The following is a 21340-nucleotide window of genomic DNA, read 5'->3' as shown; positions in this document are numbered from 1 at the left end:
CCAAGGCTTACCAATCTTCGCGAACAACAGTCCGTGTTTTGATTGGCAGTTTCATCGCAGCAAGGCGCAGAGCCTCACGAGCAACGTCCTCGGATACACCGTCGATCTCGAACATCACACGGCCGGGCTTAACTTTGCACGCCCAGTAATCCACGGAACCTTTACCTTTACCCATCCGTACTTCGACGGGCTTCGAGGTCACGGGCAGATCGGGGAAAATCCGGATCCAGACACGGCCTTGACGTTTCATGTGACGCGTCATGGCACGACGAGCAGCTTCGATCTGACGCGCAGTGATACGCTCAGGCTGAAGAGCCTTCAGACCGTAAGTCCCGAAGTTCAGATCGGACCCGCCTTTTGCCTCACCGCGGATGCGGCCTTTGTGCATTTTGCGGAATTTAGTACGCTTTGGTTGAAGCATCTGTTTCTCTCCCTAGCGACGACCGCCACCTGCACCGCGAGGTGCTGGGCCGTCTTGGAGTTCCTGGGCCTTACGGTCACGTGCCGCAGGATCGTGCTCCATGATCTCACCTTTGAAGATCCAGACCTTGATCCCGATGATCCCGTAAGCAGTGGAACCTTCGGCGTGAGCGTAGTCGATGTCCGCACGCAGTGTGTGCAAGGGCACGCGGCCCTCACGGTACCATTCAGTCCGTGCGATTTCGGCGCCACCGAGACGGCCCGCAACGTTCACACGAATGCCGAGGGCACCCATACGCATTGCGTTCTGTACGGCGCGCTTCATGGCACGACGGAAGGACACACGACGCTCGAGCTGCTGCGCGATGCTTTCGGCCACGAGGGCAGCGTCAAGCTCAGGCTTGCGCACTTCAACAACGTTGAGGTGCAGCTCGCTGTCGGTCATCGCAGCAAGTTTGCGACGCAGGGTTTCAATGTCTGCGCCTTTCTTGCCGATGATGACGCCAGGGCGCGCAGTGTGCACGGTAACGCGGCACTTTTTGTGAGGACGTTCGATGATGACGCGGCTGATGCCGGCCTGAACGCACTCTTTTTCAATGAACGCGCGGATCGCGAGATCCTCAAGAAGCAGATCACCGTAGTCTTTGGTGTCGGCGTACCAGCGGCTGTCCCAGGTGCGGTTCACCTGCAGGCGCATGCCAATCGGATTAACCTTCTGACCCATTATGCTTGCTCCTCGACTTGACGGACGACGATTGTCAGCTCTGCGAAGGGCTTAACGATCTTGCCGAAACGACCACGTGCCCGCGGGCGACCGCGCTTCATGGTCAGGTTCTTGCCGACATAGGCTTCCGCCACGATCAGCTCATCGACATCCAGGTTGTGGTTGTTTTCACCGTTCGCGATAGCGGACTGAAGGCATTTCTTCACGTCAATCGCGATACGCTTTTTGGAGAAAGTGAGGTCGGACAGAGCCTTGTCCACTTTCTTGCCACGGATCAGACCAGCGACGAGGTTCAGCTTCTGGGGAGAAGTACGCAGCATGCGGACTTTCGCCATAGCCTCATTGTCGGCCACGCGGCGGGCGTTTTTTTCCTTACCCATGGCTTACTTCCTCTTTGCTTTTTTATCGGCGGCGTGACCGTAGTAGGTACGCGTCGGCGAGTATTCCCCGAACTTCTGGCCGATCATCTCTTCGGTGATGTTCACGGGCACGTGCTTGTGGCCGTTGTACACACCAAAGGTGAGGCCCACGAACTGGGGCAGAATTGTAGAGCGGCGCGACCAAATTTTGATCACGTCGTTCAGACGACCGCTGTCGCGGGCTTTCTCGGCCTTTTTGAGGACATAAGCGTCGACAAAAGGACCCTTCCAAACAGAGCGAGACATGGATTACCGCCCCTTCTTCTTGGCGTGCCGCGAGCGGATGATCAGCTTGCTGGACGCTTTGTTTTTGTTACGGGTACGAGCACCTTTGGTGGGCTTACCCCATGGTGTCACTGGGTGACGACCACCGGATGTCCGACCTTCACCACCACCGTGAGGGTGATCGATCGGGTTCATGACCACACCACGCACAGAGGGACGGATGCCCTTGTGACGGTTGCGACCAGCCTTACCGAAGTTCTGGTTGGAGTTATCGGGGTTCGAGACCGCACCAACCGTTGCCATGCACTCCTGACGCACGAGACGCAGCTCGCCGGAGGACAGACGGATCTGAGCGTAGGAACCATCACGACCAACGAATTGGGCGTAGGTACCAGCGGCACGAGCGATCTGGCCGCCTTTGCCTGGCTTCAGCTCAACGTTGTGCACAATCGTACCGATGGGCATGCCGGAGAAAGGCATCGCGTTACCGGGCTTGATGTCGGCCTTAGCGGACGAAACAACCTGATCGCCAATGCTCAGACGCTGAGGCGCCAGGATGTAGGCTTGCTCATTGTCGGCATACCGTACGAGCGCGATGAACGCAGTCCGGTTGGGGTCATATTCGATGCGTTCGACCGTGGCCGTTACATCCATTTTTGTACGTTTGAAATCGACGATACGATAGAGACGCTTGGCGCCCCCGCCTTTGCGGCGCATCGTGATCCGTCCGGTGTTGTTGCGGCCACCATTTTTGGTGAGGCCTTGGGTCAGCGCCTTTACAGGGCGACCTTTCCACAGCTCCGAACGGTCGATCAGAACCAGCCCGCGCTGGCCCGGCGTCGTCGGCTTATACGACTTTAGTGCCATGTTTACTGTCTTCCGTTGTCTGGGCGAGAGCCTGCGCTCCCGCTATGTAAAGCCCCCCGGAGGTGGCCGGCGAATGCGGAACATTGCGCTGTTGAAGGCGCTTTGTTCCGGGTCATTTTGATGCACAGTTACACACCCGTCCGACCAAACGCACAGCCCCGGACGAATCCGGGGCGTGTTGCGATGATGTCTGTTAGGAGCATTGCGCGATGGGGTCAAGCGGTTGGGATCCGAAAAGCCCTCCAAACCGCAGCCATCGTGGCCTATCGCGGAAAGGCATCAGCGCGGGGGTATTCTGGTGCCGGTCCGCCCCTACCGTGCTTGGACGCTGTCGTGCGCCGAGGAGTGGTCAAATATTGACGCATAGGCTCCTCCACGAAACGCCACATAAGATACCCCGCACCTAGAGTGATGGCTATGGTAAGAGGCCACCAAAAGAGCGGAACCGCATTGTCGGGATAGCCCCCAACCCGCTCAATACCCTTGAAGAGAGTGATCGCAACAAGCGCGTGCACCATGTACACCGAATAGCTGATCGTGCCGAGAAAGATCATCCAGCTGGGGGGCTGGAACTGTCCGATGAACAATAGCCCAACCAGCGCGGCCCCAGCGAGGACGAATGCCCAATCCTGACCAGTCAGCAGGCACAGCATCATCCCCCCTATGATCACGCCGAGCGCGAGCATCGATGTCCGCGAAGACAACCGCCCCACCCCACTGAGGCAACGGCAGACGATAAGGCCCAAAAGGAACTCAGGCAGGACACGCAGAAACGAGAAATTATACGTAAGGCTGGTCAGCTTTTGGCCACGCGGGTTGCTGGGAAAAATGTGTTCGGGCGCAAGTTCAACAGCGATGATGATCGCAAGGAAGACCGCTACACCCGCGCGAACCAAAACTTTGCGCGGCCAGACCAAGCATGGGTAGGCCAAGACCGGAAACAAAGCATAGGCGGCAATCTCGGCACTAATGGACCAGGAGGGGTAATTAAGGGTTAATTCCTCCAACACGCCAAACCCATGCAGCGCAAAGAGGTTGGCGACCAAAACCGTGCCAAGATAGTATTCAGGCGCTTGCCCCAATCCGGCAGCCGCACCGCCGTACAAAATCGCCACGGCTGCAATCAAGGTCACAAAGTGAACAGGATACAAACGGGCAAACCGCTTCCAGAGAAACAAGCGCCATGAAAAACGCTTGTCTGCCAACGCCGCTCCGTAAACGTGGAAAATGACCGCGCCCGACAGCACGAAAAACAGATCCACCGCGAGGTAGCCGTTTGCAACAAATGCCCCACCAAGCGATGTCTCAAAACGCTGGTCAAAATGAAAAAGGACCACCCATACGCACGCAAACGCGCGCAGGGCGGTCCAAGCTGAAATGTCTTGATGCAAATGGCCAGTAGACCGCAGAGGGCCCGCGCCTTGTGAGGAGTTGGAAAATTCCGAAGCGGGAGAAATGGTCATACTCAGCCTTATTTTTCAAATGCATACTCGGCCTGTCTTCACCAAAATAGGCTAGCCGATTTGTCTGTTTTGCGGCGGGATGCTTAATAATTCGTTATTGAAAACAGCAAGATACGTGCCAAAAAAGTTGATTTAACTTAAGACACATTAACCCAGCGGCAGGGCCAACAACCGGGCAACTGCTAACTCAGGCAGCCCAAAGGGTTTTCGCAGGATGCAAAGCGCATTTCGTGAATTTAGAAAGATGAAGATGCGCCGAAAACAATCGTTTTAGGTGTCAAATAATCACAAGATAGCGCTGAAATTATTCATTAGGCCACCGGAAGGTCCCCACTTTTCGCCATTCGTTAACTTCAAACGGCGCGCATAAACGACACGAAACCTCAAAAACGAAAAACCCCGGCCACTTTCGCGGCCGGGGTTTCCAATTCTAGCGAAGCTCGAAAGCTTACAGACCAGTGCTTACGTCGATCGTGTTGCCCTCTTCGAGCGTCACGTAGGCTTTCTTGACGTCTTTACGCTTGCCGAGCTGACCCCGGAAACGCTTGACCTTGCCTTTGGTGATCGTCGTGTTGACCGCCTTCACCTTCACACCAAAGAGGCTTTCAACGGCTTCTTTGATCGCAGGTTTGTTCGCATCGATGGCAACTTCAAACACGACAGCACCGTTCTCAGAAGCCATAGTGGCTTTCTCGGTGATGATCGGCTTGCGCACCACATCGTAGTGTTTTGCTTCCGTGCTCATGACAGGCGAGCCTCCAGTGCTTCGACAGCTGCTTTCGTGAGCACAAGCGTGTCACGGCGCAGGATGTCGTATACGTTTGCACCCATGCTCGGCAAAATGTCGAGCCCGGTGATGTTCGCAGCTGCGCGGGCGAAGTTTTCGTCCACAGTTGCTCCGTCGATCACCAATGCGCGCTTCCAGCCCAGCTCTTTGATCTGCTTGGCCAATGCTGCGGTTTTACCAGCAGTGGATGCGTTCTCGATCACAACCAGTTCGCCCGCTTTTGCTTTTGCGGACAGCGCGTGGCGCAGACCCAGCTTGCGGAATTTTTTGGTCAGCTCGTGGCCGTGGCTGCGGGGCGTTGGGCCCTTGTAGACACCACCACCGCGGAAGATCGGTGCCGAGCGAGCGCCGTGGCGTGCGCCACCGGTGCCTTTTTGGCGATAGATCTTCTTGGTCGAGTAGCTGACTTCCGAACGGGTCTTGACCTTGTGGGTGCCGGCTTGTGCGTTGTTACGCTGCCAACGGACCACACGGTGCAGGATGTCCGCACGGGGTTCCAGACCGAACAGGTCCTCGGAGAGTTCAACGGAACCAGCTTTGCCGCCGTCCAGATTGATCACATCAAGTTTCATGCTTCACCCCCTTCAGCGGGCGCATCAGCGACAGGCGCTTCAGCAGCAGCAGTGGATTTCAGACCAGCTGGGAAAGGCAGACCCTCAGGGGCCTTCTTTTTCACAGCGTCCTTGACCGTAACCCAACCGCCTTTTGATCCAGGGACAGCGCCCTTGATCATAACGAGGCCACGCTCAGCGTCGGTTTTCACGACTTCGAGGTTTTGGGTCGTCACGCGGGCAGCACCCATGTGACCGGCCATTTTCTTGCCTTTGAACACGCGACCTGGGTCCTGACACTGGCCCGTAGACCCGTGCGAACGGTGCGAAATCGACACACCGTGCGTGGCGCGAAGACCGCCAAAGTTGTGACGCTTCATAGCACCGGCAAAGCCTTTACCAATCGAGGTCCCGGTCACGTCGACCTTTTGACCTTGAAGGAAGTGCTCAGCCGAAAGCTCTGCACCGACTTCGATCAAGCCGTCTTCTTCAACGCGGAACTCAACCAGCTTACGCTTGGGCGCAACGTTGGCTGCGGAAAACACGCCGCGCATCGCTTTGGATGTGCGCTTTGCTTTCGCGTCACCAGCACCGAGCTGAACAGCTGTGTAGCCGTCGCGGTCCATGGTGCGTTGTGCAACGACCTGGAGGTTGTCGAGGTGGAGAACGGTCACAGGGATCTGCTTACCGTCTTCCATGAACAGCCGGGTCATGCCCAGCTTTTTGGCGAGGATACCGGCACGCATCAGCTTGTCTCCATCACGGAGATGTCCACGGCCACACCAGCTGCGAGGTCGAGCTTCATCAGCGCGTCAACGGTCTGGGGGGTGGGATCAACGATGTCCAGCATCCGCTTGTGCGTGCGGATTTCCCACTGATCGCGCGACTTCTTGTCGATGTGCGGACCACGCAGGACGGTGAATTTTTCGATCTTGTTCGGCATCGGAATCGGGCCACGTACGTTGGCGCCGGTGCGTTTGGCCGTGCTTACAATTTCTGCAGCACTTGCGTCGAGGACGCGGTAGTCAAACGCTTTCAACCGAATACGGATGTTTTGGCTCTTCATGAGGGAAGGCCTTTCGTATCAGCATTTGGGTCTGAGAGGAGGACTTCGGACCACCCGCTGCCCTCGTCGAGACCACGACAAAAAGAGGGCCACGCGAACGTGACCCAATGTCGTAACGCGCGTATAGGGGGAGTCGCATGTTGGCGCAAGTGCTGAGTGCGGGCTGGTTTCGTTTGCAGCCATGATTACGAGGCTTCCACTAGGGCGGACCACTTATGCCGCTACACTACCCTTCCCCGCACACAAAAAAGGCCGCCCAAGGTGGGCGGCCTTTTCTATTTCTGCCGTAGGGCGTTTGCGAACAAACAGGCCTTACTCAGTGATGTTCGACACCACGCCGGCGCCGACTGTGCGGCCACCTTCACGGATAGCAAAGCGCAGGCCTTGCTCCATGGCGATCGGTGCAATCAGCTCAACGTTGAACTTCAGGTTGTCGCCGGGCATCACCATTTCAGTGCCTGCGGGCAGCTCAACCGTGCCGGTCACGTCCGTTGTACGGAAGTAGAACTGGGGACGGTAGTTCGCGAAGAATGGCGTGTGACGGCCACCTTCTTCTTTGGTCAGAATGTAGGCCTCAGCTTCGAACTTCGTGTGGGGCTTCACGGACGCGGGCTTACACAGCACCTGGCCACGCTCAACGCCTTCACGGTCAACACCGCGCAGCAGGGCGCCAACGTTGTCACCAGCTTCACCACGGTCCAGCAGCTTGCGGAACATTTCAACACCGGTACAGGTTGTTTTCGATGTGTCGCGAATACCAACGATTTCGATCTCGTCGCCAACGTTCAGAACGCCACGCTCGATACGGCCCGTCACAACAGTCCCGCGGCCAGAGATCGAGAACACGTCCTCGATGGGCATCAGGAACGGCTGGTCAACAGCACGTGCAGGCGTTGGGATGTAGGCGTCAACCTCTTCCATCAGCTTGCGGATCGAGGACTCACCGATGTTCTCGTCGCGGCCTTCGAGGGCTGCAAGAGCCGAACCGGGCACAACGGGGATGTCGTCGCCGGGGTACTCATACGAGGACAGCAGCTCACGGATTTCCATTTCAACCAGCTCGAGCAGCTCTTCGTCGTCCACTTGGTCGACTTTGTTCATGTACACGACCATGTAGGGGATACCCACCTGGCGGCCGAGCAGGATGTGCTCACGTGTTTGGGGCATGGGGCCATCGGCTGCGTTCACAACCAGGATTGCGCCATCCATCTGCGCCGCACCGGTGATCATGTTTTTGACGTAGTCGGCGTGGCCGGGGCAATCAACGTGGGCGTAGTGACGGCCTTCGGTCTCATACTCAACGTGTGCAGTCGAGATCGTGATGCCGCGGGCTTTCTCTTCGGGCGCGCCGTCAATCTGGTCATACGCTTGGAAGTCGCCAAAGTACTTCGTGATCGCTGCCGTCAGGGTCGTCTTGCCGTGGTCAACGTGGCCAATCGTGCCAATGTTAACGTGCGGTTTAGAACGTTCAAACTTTTCCTTAGCCATGGGTGGCTCCTCTGTTTTCTTGTGATGCGGCGGACAAAATCCGCCCTACTGGGACGTGGTAGGGCGGGACTTGCGTCCCGCCGCACCGCTTAGGCGTATTTTTTCTGAATTTCTTCAGAGATGTTGTTTGGCACAGCTTCGTAGTGATCGAACTGCATCGAGAACTGCGCGCGTCCGGAGGACATGGAACGCAGGGTGTTGATGTAGCCGAACATGTTCGCCAGTGGCACCATGGACTCGATGGCAATCGCGTTGCCGCGGTTGTCTTGGCCCTGAACCTGCCCACGACGGGAGGTCAGATCGCCGATGATACCGCCAGTGTACTCTTCAGGCGTGATCACTTCGACTTTCATGATGGGCTCGAGCAGTTTCGCGCCAGCTTTGCGCATGCCTTCACGCATACACATACGAGCTGCGATCTCAAACGCCAGAACACTGGAGTCAACATCGTGGAACTTACCGTCGATGAGCGACACTTTGAAGTCGATCACGGGGAAGCCAGCCAGAGGACCGGAGTCCATGACCGATTTGATCCCTTTTTCCACACCGGGAATGTATTCCTTGGGTACGGAACCGCCGACGATTTTGCTCTCGAAGGAGTAGCCTTCACCGGGCTCTGTGGGTGTGATGATCAGTTTCACCTCACCGAACTGACCGGACCCACCAGATTGTTTCTTGTGGGTATAGGTGTGCTCAACCTCGTGACCGATGGTCTCACGGTAGGCAACCTGCGGCGCACCGATGTTCGCTTCGACTTTGAACTCACGCTTCATGCGGTCGACGAGAATGTCGAGGTGCAATTCGCCCATGCCCTTCATGATCGTCTGACCGGACTCGAGGTCGGTTTCGACGCGGAAGGATGGATCTTCCGCCGAAAGACGCTGCAGCGCGATGCCCATTTTCTCTTGGTCACCCTTGGTTTTGGGCTCCACGGCGATCTCGATCACCGGGTCAGGGAAGGTCATCGTTTCCAGAACAACTGGATCGCTTGCAGAGCAAAGCGTGTCACCAGTCGTGGTGTCTTTCAGACCACCAAGCGCGATGATGTCGCCAGCAAAGGCCTCATCGATCTCTTCGCGGTTGTTGGAGTGCATCATCATCATCCGGCCAACGCGCTCTTTCTTCCCCTTAGTGGAGTTGAGCATGTTGTCGCCTTTGGAGAGCGTACCGGAGTAAATCCGTGTAAACGTCAGCGAACCAACGAAGGGGTCGTTCATGATTTTGAACGCAAGGCCAGAGAACGCCATTTCATCGTCCGCACGACGCGGGATGTCACGGGTTTCAGTCTCATCGCCGGGTTTGAAGCCCATGTAGTCGACAACGTCCAGAGGGCTGGGCAGATAGTCGATCACAGCGTTGAGCAGAGGCTGCACGCCTTTGTTTTTGAACGCGGATCCACCAAGCACGGGCACGAATGCCATCGCCAGTGTACCCTTGCGCAGCAGAGCGCGCAGTGTTGGTACGTCGGGCTCATTGCCTTCGAGGTATTCCATCATGGCTTCGTCGTCCATTTCGACGGCAGCCTCGATCATTTTACCGCGCCATTCGTCAGCCATGTCCTTGAGGCTGTCACGCACAGGCACTTTGATCCAGGACGCACCCAGATCTTCGCCCTGCCAGAGCCACTCTTCCATGGTGACGAGGTCGATCAGACCTTCAAGCTCGGTTTCTGCGCCGATTGGAATACCGACGGGCACAGCGTTTGCGCCTGTACGGTCTTCGATCATGCGCACGCAGTTAAAGAAGTCTGCGCCGATTTTGTCCATTTTGTTCACGAACACCATCCGTGGAACCTTGTAGCGGTCAGCCTGACGCCACACGGTTTCGGTCTGGGGCTCAACACCAGCGTTCGCATCCAGCACGCAAACCGCGCCATCAAGAACAGCCAGCGAACGCTCAACTTCAATGGTGAAGTCAACGTGGCCGGGAGTGTCGATGATGTTCAAGCGGTGCTTGGGGCTGTCGGCTTCGGTGCCGTTTTCAGTGCGTTCCCAGAAGGTGGTGGTCGCAGCAGAGGTGATCGTAATACCACGCTCTTGTTCCTGCTCCATCCAGTCCATGGTCGCTGCACCGTCGTGCACCTCACCGATGTTGTGGGATTTGCCGGTGTAATACAGGATCCGCTCCGAACAGGTGGTTTTACCTGCGTCGATGTGGGCCATGATCCCAAAGTTACGATAGAATTCGAGGGGATAGTCGCGTGCCATTGGCTCGGTCCTCAAGAGGGAGAAGAAAAAGGAAGAAGGAGGCCCTGAGATGGGCCTCCCAATATTCGATTACCAGCGGTAGTGGCTGAACGCTTTGTTGGCGTCGGCCATTTTGTGCGTATCTTCGCGCTTTTTCACGGCGGAACCGCGCGACTGGACAGCATCAATCAGCTCACCAGCAAGACGCTCTTCCATCGTGTTCTCATTGCGGCCGCGCGATGCGGTGATGAGCCAGCGGATGGCGAGAGCTTCGCGGCGCTCGGGGCGCACTTCGACGGGCACCTGGTAGGTGGCACCACCCACACGACGCGAGCGAACCTCAACAGCAGGCTTCACGTTGTCGAGGGCTTCGTGGAAAACCTCAACGGGGGCGCGCTTGAGTTTGGCTTCGACACGGTCGAATGCACTGTAAACAATGCGCTCGGCAGTGGATTTTTTACCGTCCAGCATGAGGTTGTTCATGAACTTAGTCAGAACTGTATCACCATACTTGGCGTCGGGCAGAACGGGGCGCTTTTCAGCGGCGTGACGACGAGACATCTATAGACCCTCTTATTTAGGACGCTTGGCGCCGTATTTCGAACGACGCTGACGGCGGTCTTTGACGCCTTGCGTATCGAGCACACCACGCAGGATGTGATAGCGCACACCGGGAAGGTCTTTTACACGACCGCCACGGATCAGAACCACAGAGTGCTCCTGAAGGTTGTGGCTTTCACCAGGGATGTAGGAGATGACCTCGAAACCATTCGTCAGGCGCACCTTGGCCACTTTCCGCATAGCCGAGTTCGGCTTTTTGGGAGTGGTGGTGTAGACGCGCGTGCAGACGCCGCGTTTCTGAGGGCATTGCTCGAGGTGCTGCGACTTCGAGGTTTTACGCTTTGGCTGCCGCGGCTTGCGGATCAGCTGTTGGATTGTTGGCATTCCGGGGTCCCCGTGTTGCACCAGGTCAAATTCTCATATGGCCCCACAAGGGTGATGTGCCAAAAGCCAAAAGCCGCCTGTGCTTGACATCCGATCTAAGCACCGCGGTTGCGTTACAGAGGGTGCGCGTAACATTAACACGGACCGTGACCACACATATCTGGCAAGAGCACATGAGGAACGATAGGTCGGACCCCTGGCCAAGTGCGCGTGGTTTAGGGGGATTCACGCAAGGTGTCAACAGCCGCCTCCCGCCTATGCCAAAGGCGGCATGCACCCCCCTGCCCTAGCGCCGAATTTACCGCAATATCAGGGCGCAACGTCCGCGCAAGGGGCCGGTGCGCATCGGCTATATCTCCATATGCCTGAGGGCAGTTGGCGCAAGCCCAATAGGCAGTCACGGTCGATTCTAACTGGCCCTGATTGGAGGCTCTAGCCAGCGGGGTGCACGCGTTCCCGCCACAGAGTATAAATGCCCGTGGCAACGATGATCCCGCTGCCAAGCAACGTCAGGCCATCGGGCCATTCACCGAACACCACCCAGCCAAGAAGCAGTCCCCAGACCAAGGCAGTATAGCGGAACGGCGCGATGAAACCGATCTCACCCACACGCATCACCATTATGGAAAAGAGATAACCGCCGAGGATGAACACCGATGCGCCAACGATCTGCAGCCCCTCAAATGCGCTGACCGGAGCCCAAGGGCGGAACAGCGACCCAACAAACCCGAGACAGCAGATCGCCAAAGCAGTCCATACCGCAATCTGCAAAGAGGGCACGTCAGCGGACAACTTGCGCGTCACGACATCGCGTAACGTGATGCCTGCAACGGCGGCCAATGCAAGCAGCGCGTAAATGTTAAAACCGTCGCCTCCTGGCCGTACGATCAACAGAACACCCGCAAACCCCACAAGGATCGCGACCCAGCGGCGCCACCCGACCGCCTCTCCCAGAAATAACGCGCCAGCCAGTGTGATGGTCAGCGGAACGGCCTGCAGGATGGCTGTCACGTTCGCCAGCGGCATATGGGTCAGTGCTATGATGAAGGGGATGAATATGCAGACTTCAGCCAGGATGCGTAGGGCCACAAGACCGCGATCCGCGCGCGAAATGGGCCGGGCAAAAGCTCCCATGCGCCACGCCAACAAAGCGACCAGAACCGTAGCAGACACGCCGCGCAGGAACACCATCTGAAACAGGGGGATCGTCTCGGCCACCAGCTTAATCAGCGCATCATTGAACGTGAAGGCAGCCATGGAAGCCGCCATCAATGCAGCCCCCCGCAAGTTATCAGTCATCATTGGCAGATAGCTCCGAGCGCATCGGCGTGCAGGCTTATGCCCCATCCACTGGCGCGGGCCACTGGCGACGTACAGATCAACATGCAGGGCCCCCCTTAGGTGCATTAACCTAGCTGTAACCTACGCTTGCAATGGGGGAAAGAACCTGCGGCGCGTAACAAAAAAGGCCCCCACGAAACGTGGAGGCCTTTCTCTAATCATGTCGGACCAATTAATCGGCCGAGGGCATATCGCCGAACACAGCATCCGCTTCTGAAGCGACTGGTGCAGCCAAGGCAGCGGCAGCTTCTGCCTCTGCGCGGGCCTCTTCGATGACTACGCTGTCACGCTTTTGAGCAATGCGGCGCATCTCTTGGGTCGCGCCACCGGTACCAGCTGGGATCAGACGGCCCACGATGACGTTTTCCTTAAGACCGACGAGCTTGTCTTTCTTACCCTGCACGGAGGCCTCGGTGAGGACCCGCGTAGTCTCCTGGAAGGAGGCGGCAGAGATGAACGAACGCGTTTGCAGCGATGCCTTAGTGATCCCGAGAAGGATCGGCTCACCCTTAGCGGGACGACCGCCACGGGCTTCGGACTTCGCGTTGGCTTCAAGGAACTCGGCCTTGTCGACGTGCTCGCCCTTGAGAAGCGTGGTGTCACCGCTTTCGAGGATTTCCCACTTCTGCAGCATTTGACGCACGATCACTTCGATGTGCTTGTCGTTGATCTTCACGCCTTGCAGACGATACACGTCCTGCACTTCGTCGATCAGATACTCAGCCAGCGCCTCAATCCCGAGGATGCGGAGGATGTCATGGGGGGCTGGGTTGCCGTCCATGATGTAATCACCCTTCTGGATGAAATCGCCCTCTGCAACCGGGATGTGCTTACCTTTGGGCACCATGTATTCGATGGTGTCCATGTTCTCATCGGCAGGCACAATCGCGATGCGACGCTTGTTTTTGTAGTCGCGGCCGTATTTCACGTAACCATCGGCTTCTGCGATGATGGCGTGGTCCTTGGGGCGACGGGCTTCGAACAATTCCGCAACGCGTGGCAGACCACCCGTAATGTCCTTGGTTTTGGCGCCTTCACGCGGGATACGCGCCACAACGTCACCGGCGTCGATTTTCTGGCCATCTTCGACCGACAAAATCGCATCCACGGACATTGCGTAGCTAACAGGGTTGCCTGCGTCGTTGCGCATTGGCTCACCGTCTTCGCCCACAACGATAACCTCAGGCTTCAGCTCGTTGCCTTTGGGGGCGGAGCGCCAGTCGGTCACGATCTTCTGGGTCATGCCTGTCGCGTCATCGGTCTCATCCCGGACAGAAATGCCCGCGTAAAGATCGACGAACTTCATGGTCCCGGCTTTCTCCGCGATGATCGGCAGAGTGTAGGGATCCCATTCGAACAGCTTGTCGCCGCGGGCGATTTTCGCGCCCTCTTTGACGTGCAGCTTGGTGCCGTAGCCCAGCTTGTGGCTGGCGCGCTCTTCACCCTGTTCGTCCATGATGGCGAGGGTCATGTTACGACCCATCACGACGATTTCGCCTGCCGAGTTTTCCAGAACGAGGGCGTTGCGGAATTCGGCAACACCATCATGGCTGGCTTCCTGGAAGGACTGCTGACCACCTTGGGCAACGCCGCCGATGTGGAACGTCCGCATCGTTAGCTGTGTACCGGGCTCACCGATGGACTGTGCGGCGATGATGCCGACAGCTTCACCAAGGTTCACCTGCGTACCCCGTGCAAGGTCACGACCGTAACACGCGGCGCAAACGCCTTCTTCAGCTTCACAGGTCAGAGGCGACCGCATCCGCATCGAGGCAACACCGGCCGCCTCAATGGCGTCGGCTTTACGCTCGTCGATCAGCTCACCTGCAGACACGATGATCTCATCTGTGCCGGGCACAAACACGTCATCCGCCGATGTCCGGCCAAGAACACGCTCACCGATCGAGGCCACGACTTCACCGTCGTTAACAGCCGCAGAAGCAGTGATCGCCTTTTCAGTACCACAGTCGGGCAAACGCACGATGCAATCCTGCGCCACGTCGACCAGACGGCGTGTCAGGTAACCGGAGTTCGCTGTTTTAAGCGCCGTATCCGACAGACCCTTACGCGCACCGTGGGTGGAGTTGAAGTACTCCAACACGGTCAGACCTTCTTTAAAGTTCGAAATAATCGGGGTCTCGATGATGTCGCCGTTCGGCTTTGCCATCAGACCGCGCATCCCGCCCAGCTGTTTCATCTGTGTGACCGAGCCACGCGCACCGGAGTGGGCCATCATGTAAACCGAGTTCGGCTCGTTCTCGGCACCGTTCGCGTCGCGACCGGATTCCGAAATGGTGGTCATCATGGCTTCGGTGACTTTGTCGTTACACTTCGACCAAGCATCTACAACTTTGTTGTACTTTTCACCCTGAGTGATCAGGCCGTCCATGTACTGTTGTTCAAAGTCTTTAACCTGATCGCGGGTTTCGTCCACGATTGGCCACTTGGTGTCGGGAATCACCATGTCGTCCTTGCCGAACGAAATGCCCGCCTTGAAGGCTTCGCGGAAACCCATTCCCATGATCTGGTCACAGAAGATAACAGACTCTTTCTGACCCGAATAACGATAAACGGTGTCGATGACCCGCTGCACGTCTTTCTTCCGCAAAAGCTGGTTTACCAACTCAAACGGTGCCTTGGCGTTCAGGGGCAGCAACGCACCCAGACGCATCCGACCAGGTGTGGTCTCAAAGCGCTTCATGACCTCTTGGCCATCGTCATCGATCTGCGGAATACGCGCTTGAATTTTGGCGTGCAGGTGCACTTCGCCAGCATCCAGAGCGTGCTGCACTTCGTCCACGGAGGAGAAGACCATGCCTTCGCCCTTCATGCCTTCGCGCTCCATCGTGATGTAGTAGAGGCCGAGAATCATATCCTGCGAAGGAACAATGATCGGCGCGCCGTTTGCGGGCGACAGAACGTTGTTCGTGGACATCATCAGCACGCGTGCTTCAAGCTGGGCTTCCAGCGAGAGCGGCACGTGAACAGCCATTTGGTCACCGTCGAAGTCGGCGTTAAACGCGGAACACACGAGCGGGTGCAGCTGGATGGCCTTACCTTCAATCAGAACGGGTTCAAACGCTTGGATGCCCAAACGGTGAAGCGTCGGCGCACGGTTCAGCAGAACGGGGTGTTCGCGGATCACCTCATCGAGGATATCCCACACCTCGGGACGCTCTTTTTCGACCAGTTTCTTGGCCTGTTTCACGGTGCTGGACAGGCCTTTGGCCTCCAGACGTGAATAGATGAATGGCTTGAACAGCTCCAACGCCATCTTCTTGGGCAGACCACATTGGTGCAGCTTCAGCTCAGGACCCGTCACAATGACCGAACGACCCGAGAAGTCGACGCGCTTGCCCAAAAGGTTCTGACGGAAGCGACCTTGCTTACCCTTCAGCATGTCGGACAGCGATTTCAACGGACGCTTGTTGGCACCCGTGATGACGCGACCACGACGGCCGTTGTCGAACAGCGCATCCACGGATTCTTGCAGCATCCGCTTTTCGTTCCGCACGATGATATCGGGCGCGCGCAGCTCAATCAGGCGCTTGAGACGGTTGTTCCGGTTGATCACGCGGCGGTACAGATCGTTCAGATCCGAAGTCGCAAAACGACCACCGTCAAGCGGCACCAGTGGGCGCAGTTCCGGTGGGATCACGGGGATCACGGTCAGAACCATCCACTCGGGACGGTTGCCCGATTCAAGGAAGCTTTCGACGATTTTCAGACGCTTGATGATCTTCTTAGGCTTCAGCTCACCTGTGGCCTCTTTGAGGTCCTCACGCAGGGTCGCGGCTTCTTGCTCAAGATCGATCGCGGCCAGCATTTCGCGGATCGCTTCGGCACCGATGTTTGCTTGGAACGCGTCGGCGCCAAAGGCGTCTTGCGCATCCATGAACTCTTCTTCGGACATCAACTGACCATAGGTAAGGTCTGTGAGCCCGGGCTCAATCACGACGTAGTTCTCAAAGTAGAGAATACGCTCAAGATCGCGCAGGGTCATGTCCAACATCAGGCCGATGCGCGATGGCAGCGACTTGAGGAACCAAATGTGTGCAACGGGCGATGCCAGTTCGATGTGACCCATCCGCTCACGGCGGACCTTTTGCAGCGTAACTTCAACGCCACATTTCTCGCAGACAACACCGCGATACTTCATGCGCTTATATTTGCCGCACAGACATTCGTAGTCTTTGATCGGGCCAAAGATACGCGCACAGAACAGGCCATCACGCTCGGGCTTAAACGTCCGGTAGTTGATGGTTTCTGGCTTTTTGATCTCACCATAGGACCACGACAAGATGCGCTCGGGCGATGCGAGCGACACCTTGATTTCGTCGAACACTTTAGTGGGCGCGACGGGGTTGAATGGGTTGTTTGTAAGTTCCTGGTTCATTTTGATACCTCAATGGGGGTGGAAGGAAAAAGAGGGGGGTGGCGGGAGCAAGTCCCGCCCAATGCGCGGCTTATTCCGCCGCGATCCCGCCCTCGTCTTCCTCCGCATCCAGGAGTTCCATGTTCAAGCCAAGGCCGCGGACTTCTTTGACGAGAACGTTAAAGCTCTCTGGCACGCCGGCCTCAAAGTTGTCCTCACCCTTCACGATGCTTTCATAGACCTTGGTCCGACCCGCGACGTCATCCGACTTCACCGTCAGCATTTCCTGCAAGGTGTAGGCGGCGCCGTAAGCTTCCAGAGCCCAGACCTCCATCTCACCGAAGCGCTGACCACCGAACTGTGCCTTACCACCCAGCGGCTGCTGCGTAACAAGCGAGTACGGCCCCGTGGAACGGGCGTGGATTTTGTCGTCCACGAGGTGGTGCAGTTTCAGCAGGTATTTGACGCCGACCGTCACCTGACGCGAGAATTTCTCACCGGTACGACCATCGAAAAGATCCGACTGACCCGAAGTGTCGAAGCCCGCGCGTGTCAACGCGTCGTTCACATCAGCCTCTTTCGCGCCGTCAAAGACGGGTGTTGCGATTGGCACACCACGTGTGACGTTGCCTGCCGCTTCAAGGACCTGATCCTCATCCATGCCACCAAAGGCATCGGAATAGACCTGATCACCGTAGGCGATTTTCAGGGCATCACGGACAGGCGTCATATCGCCGGAACGTTTGTACTCACCCAAAGCATCGTCGATCTGGATCCCAAGACCGCGCGCAGCCCAACCCATGTGGGTTTCAAGGATCTGACCCACGTTCATACGCGATGGCACGCCGAGCGGGTTGAGCACGAAGTCAACGGGGGTACCGTCGCCGAGGAATGGCATGTCTTCCATGGGGACAACCTTGGAAATCACACCTTTGTTCCCGTGACGACCAGCCATTTTATCACCGGGCTGAAGCTTACGCTTCACAGCGATAAAGACTTTGACCATCTTCATCACGCCTGGGGGCAGATCATCGCCACGGCGTACTTTCTCGACTTTGTCCTCAAAGCGCGCTTCAAGCGTCCGCTTCTGGATTTCGTACTGCTCGTTGAGGGCCTCAACCTGTTGCGCATCGGCTTCTTCACCCAGCGCAAGCTGCCACCACTGACCACGGCTCAATGTGCCAAGCAGGTCTTCGGTGATTTCGGAGCCTGCTTTGATCCCTTTGGGACCTTTTACAGCTTCCTTGCCGATGATCATGCTCTTGAGACGCGCGTAGATGTTGCGGTCCAAAATGCCCATCTCATCGTCGCGGTCACGTGCAAGCCGCTCGACTTCTTCACGCTCGATCTGGAGGGCACGCTCGTCTTTTTCCACGCCATGGCGGTTAAAGACACGGACTTCCACAACGGTCCCGAAATCGCCGGGCTTCACGCGCAGAGAGGTGTCGCGCACGTCGGAGGCTTTCTCACCAAAGATGGCGCGCAGGAGTTTCTCCTCCGGCGTCATCGGGCTTTCGCCTTTTGGCGTGATTTTACCCACCAGGATATCGCCAGGTTCAACATCAGCACCGATGTAAACGATGCCCGCCTCGTCGAGGTTGCGCAGCGCTTCCTCACCGACGTTGGGGATGTCGCGGGTGATTTCCTCAGGTCCGAGCTTCGTATCACGGGCAGCGACTTCGAATTCTTCGATATGGATCGAAGTAAAGACGTCATCACGTGCGATCCGCTCGGAAATCAGGATCGAGTCTTCGTAGTTGTAGCCGTTCCAAGGCATAAACGCGACGACCACGTTTTTACCAAGCGCCAGTTCACCAAGATCGGTCGAGGGGCCATCGGCGACAACTTCGCCCTTGCCCACACGGTCGCCCACTTTCACAAGCGGACGCTGGTTGATGCAGGTGTTTTGGTTGGACCGCTGGAATTTACGCAGGCGGTAGATATCCACGCCAGCATCGCCCAATTCAAGGTCTTCGGTGGCGCGCACAACAATACGCTGGGCGTCGACTTGGTCGATCACACCACCGCGTTTCGCCATGATGGCCGCGCCAGAATCCTTGGCCACAACGCTTTCCATGCCAGTGCCCACAAACGGAGCATCGGCCTGCAACAGAGGCACAGCCTGACGTTGCATGTTCGAGCCCATCAGAGCGCGGTTAGCATCGTCATTTTCGAGGAACGGGATCAGCGCCGCAGCAACCGAAACCAACTGCTTGGGCGAAACGTCGATCAGGTCAACGTTGTCACGCGATTGCAGCATGTAGTCGCCGGCTTGACGGGTCGACACGAGGTCATTCTTGAACCGCATCTCATCATCGAGTTGCGCGTTCGCCTGCGCCACTGTGTGACGCATTTCCTCGGTCGCGGACATGTAGCTGACTTCGTCAGTCACCTGACCATCAACCACCTTCCGGTAGGGTGTTTCGATAAAGCCATACTTGTTCACGCGGGCGAACGTGGCCAGCGAGTTGATCAGACCAATGTTCGGGCCTTCCGGTGTCTCAATCGGGCACATCCGGCCGTAGTGTGTTGGATGCACGTCGCGGACTTCAAAGCCAGCACGTTCACGTGTCAAACCGCCAGGTCCAAGCGCGGAAAGGCGACGTTTGTGCGTCACTTCGGACAGCGGGTTCGTTTGGTCCATGAACTGCGACAGCTGCGAAGAGCCGAAGAATTCACGTACAGCCGCTGCTGCAGGTTTTGCGTTGATCAAATCTTGCGGCATCACCGTGTCGATTTCGACAGACGACATACGCTCTTTGATCGCGCGCTCCATGCGGAGCAGGCCGACGCGGTACTGGTTTTCCATCAGTTCGCCAACGGAGCGCACACGACGGTTCCCAAGGTGGTCAATATCGTCGATATCGCCCTTGCCGTCACGCAGCTCAACCAGCGCCTTGATGCACGATACGATGTCTTCGTGACGCAGCGTACGCATGGTGTCTTCGGCATCCAACGCCAGACGCATGTTCATTTTGACCCGGCCAACAGCGGACAGATCATAACGCTCGGAATCGAAGAACAACGTGTCGAACAGGTTGCTTGCAGATTCAACGGTGGGCGGCTCGCCCGGACGCATCACGCGGTAGATATCCATGAGCGCGGTGTCGCGGCCCATGTTTTTATCTGCCGCCATGGTGTTGCGCATGTAGGGGCCGACGTTGACGTTGTCGATATCAAGGACGGGAATGTCCGTGATGCCAGCGTCCATCAGTTCCTTCAGCGTACCACCGGACACTTCGCCTTCTTTGTCGAGTTCCCACGTCAGCTCATCACCAGCTTCGACGTAGATCGCGCCGGTGTCTTCATCGATGATATCGCGCGCAACGAACTTGCCGAGGATGTTGTCGAACGGCACCAAAAGCTCGGTGACTGTGCCTTCGTCGATCAGCTTCTTAACTGCGCGTGGGGTGATCTTTTTGCCAGCTTCCGCAACGACTTCACCTGTGGCCGCATCCACAAGGTCGTACGTTGGGCGAGTGCCGCGCACACGCTCTGGGAAGAACTTGGTCGACCAGCCTTGGCCTTTAACCAGGCTGTAATCAACTGTGTCGTAGTAGGCATCCATGATCGCCTCTTGGTCCATGCCGAGGGCATAGAGCAGGGTCGTCACGGGCAGTTTGCGGCGACGGTCGATGCGCGCAAACACAAGATCTTTGGCGTCAAACTCAAAGTCCAGCCACGAGCCGCGGTAGGGGATAATGCGGCAGGCGAACAACAGTTTGCCGGAGGAGTGGGTCTTGCCTTTGTCATGGTCAAAGAACACGCCGGGCGAGCGGTGCATCTGGGACACGATCACACGCTCGGTGCCGTTCACAACGAACGTCCCGTTTGGTGTCATCAGGGGCATGTCGCCCATAAACACGTCTTGCTCTTTGATGTCCTTAACGGACTTCGCACCTGTGTCCTCGTCCACATCAAACACGATCAAACGCAGCGTCACTTTCAGCGGCGCGGAGTAAGTCATATCGCGCTGCTGACACTCTTCAACGTCGTACTTCGGCTTTTCCAGCTCGTACTTTACGAACTCAAGGATCGCGGTTTCGTTGAAATCCTTGATCGGGAAAACCGACTGAAAAACACCCATGATACCTTCGCCGTCGAGAGGCTGCGTGGAATCACCGGACTTCAGAAAAAGATCGTAAGAAGATTTTTGAACCTCGATAAGGTTCGGCATCTGCAGAACTTCGTCAATTTTGCCGAAGTATTTACGGATACGTTTGGTGCCTGCGTGCGTTTGAGCCATGTGCGGTGCTCACCTTTCACTCGTAGTTTTCGCTGGCACGGCGTGGTTGGGGCGCCACGTCATGCCGCTTGCGAAACGAAAAGAGCCAGACAATTCTTGCGTGCCTTCCCAGGGGCTCGCTTCCGTCTGGCAACCTCTTCTTGAAAAAACCCTTCAGACCCAAAGGGGCTTTTCAAGACAGGTATGGCTGGACCCGGAATACCCGGGTCCAGCCGCATTAATTAGGGTTGATGGAGA

17 protein-coding genes are annotated in these 21340 nt (G+C 57.0%); all 17 read right to left on the bottom strand.

Features of this window, described 5'->3' with window-relative positions; all coding sequences use genetic code 11:
- Positions 1-7: 7 nt before the first annotated feature.
- A complete protein-coding gene (gene rplP / locus THS5294_RS02960; protein ID WP_038008631.1) occupies positions 8-421 on the bottom strand; it encodes a 50S ribosomal protein L16 in 414 nt (137 codons plus the stop codon).
- 12 nt (positions 422-433) lie between these two features.
- A complete protein-coding gene (gene rpsC, locus THS5294_RS02955; protein ID WP_038008632.1) occupies positions 434-1144 on the bottom strand; it encodes a 30S ribosomal protein S3 in 711 nt (236 codons plus the stop codon).
- The gene (rplV, locus tag THS5294_RS02950) at positions 1144-1524 is read right to left on the bottom strand and encodes a 50S ribosomal protein L22 (RefSeq protein WP_038008633.1); all 381 of its coding nucleotides are present in this window, start codon (positions 1522-1524) and stop codon (positions 1144-1146) included. The genes rpsC and rplV overlap by 1 nt, the downstream gene beginning before the upstream one ends.
- Before the next feature lie 3 nt (positions 1525-1527).
- A complete protein-coding gene (gene rpsS, locus THS5294_RS02945) occupies positions 1528-1809 on the bottom strand; it encodes a 30S ribosomal protein S19 (protein ID WP_038008635.1) in 282 nt (93 codons plus the stop codon).
- Positions 1810-1812: 3 nt separating this feature from the next.
- Positions 1813-2655, bottom strand: a complete 843-nt coding sequence (rplB, locus tag THS5294_RS02940; protein WP_038008637.1) for a 50S ribosomal protein L2 — start codon at positions 2653-2655, stop codon at positions 1813-1815.
- Positions 2656-2918: 263 nt separating this feature from the next.
- The gene (locus THS5294_RS02935; protein ID WP_058122559.1) at positions 2919-4118 is read right to left on the bottom strand and encodes an acyltransferase family protein; all 1200 of its coding nucleotides are present in this window, start codon (positions 4116-4118) and stop codon (positions 2919-2921) included.
- 448 nt (positions 4119-4566) lie between these two features.
- Positions 4567-4863, bottom strand: coding sequence for a 50S ribosomal protein L23 (locus tag THS5294_RS02930; RefSeq protein WP_038008638.1), 297 nt, complete (start codon positions 4861-4863; stop codon positions 4567-4569).
- Positions 4860-5477, bottom strand: coding sequence for a 50S ribosomal protein L4 (rplD, locus tag THS5294_RS02925; protein WP_038008640.1), 618 nt, complete (start codon positions 5475-5477; stop codon positions 4860-4862). The genes THS5294_RS02930 and rplD overlap by 4 nt, the downstream gene beginning before the upstream one ends.
- Positions 5474-6202, bottom strand: a complete 729-nt coding sequence (gene rplC / locus THS5294_RS02920; RefSeq protein ID WP_038008641.1) for a 50S ribosomal protein L3 — start codon at positions 6200-6202, stop codon at positions 5474-5476. The genes rplD and rplC overlap by 4 nt, the downstream gene beginning before the upstream one ends.
- Positions 6202-6522, bottom strand: coding sequence for a 30S ribosomal protein S10 (rpsJ, locus tag THS5294_RS02915; RefSeq protein ID WP_038008643.1), 321 nt, complete (start codon positions 6520-6522; stop codon positions 6202-6204). Before rpsJ ends, rplC begins: the two co-directional genes overlap by 1 nt.
- A gap of 312 nt (positions 6523-6834) precedes the next feature.
- Entirely contained in the window at positions 6835-8010 is a 1176-nt protein-coding gene (tuf, locus tag THS5294_RS02910) for an elongation factor Tu (RefSeq protein WP_058122555.1), read from the bottom strand.
- Positions 8011-8099: 89 nt separating this feature from the next.
- The gene (gene fusA, locus THS5294_RS02905) at positions 8100-10217 is read right to left on the bottom strand and encodes an elongation factor G (RefSeq protein ID WP_058122558.1); all 2118 of its coding nucleotides are present in this window, start codon (positions 10215-10217) and stop codon (positions 8100-8102) included.
- A gap of 69 nt (positions 10218-10286) precedes the next feature.
- Positions 10287-10757 (bottom strand): 30S ribosomal protein S7, encoded by a 471-nt coding sequence (rpsG, locus tag THS5294_RS02900; RefSeq protein ID WP_038008936.1) that lies wholly within the window; start codon positions 10755-10757, stop codon positions 10287-10289.
- 12 nt (positions 10758-10769) lie between these two features.
- Positions 10770-11141 carry a 30S ribosomal protein S12 gene (gene rpsL, locus THS5294_RS02895; protein ID WP_038008934.1) on the bottom strand — a complete coding sequence of 124 codons (372 nt, stop codon included), beginning with the start codon at positions 11139-11141 and terminating at the stop codon, positions 10770-10772.
- A gap of 432 nt (positions 11142-11573) precedes the next feature.
- Positions 11574-12443, bottom strand: coding sequence for a DMT family transporter (locus THS5294_RS02890; RefSeq protein ID WP_306434195.1), 870 nt, complete (start codon positions 12441-12443; stop codon positions 11574-11576).
- A 211-nt stretch (positions 12444-12654) separates the two neighbouring features.
- Positions 12655-16878 (bottom strand): DNA-directed RNA polymerase subunit beta', encoded by a 4224-nt coding sequence (gene rpoC / locus THS5294_RS02885; RefSeq protein ID WP_038008933.1) that lies wholly within the window; start codon positions 16876-16878, stop codon positions 12655-12657.
- Between the two features lie 70 nt (positions 16879-16948).
- The gene (rpoB, locus tag THS5294_RS02880; RefSeq protein ID WP_058122557.1) at positions 16949-21103 is read right to left on the bottom strand and encodes a DNA-directed RNA polymerase subunit beta; all 4155 of its coding nucleotides are present in this window, start codon (positions 21101-21103) and stop codon (positions 16949-16951) included.
- Between the last annotated feature and the right edge of the window lie 237 nt (positions 21104-21340).

This window comes from Thalassobacter stenotrophicus (assembly GCF_001458315.1).
Classification (GTDB): domain Bacteria; phylum Pseudomonadota; class Alphaproteobacteria; order Rhodobacterales; family Rhodobacteraceae; genus Thalassobacter; species Thalassobacter stenotrophicus.
This window is presented reverse-complemented; position numbering and strand designations above follow the sequence as displayed.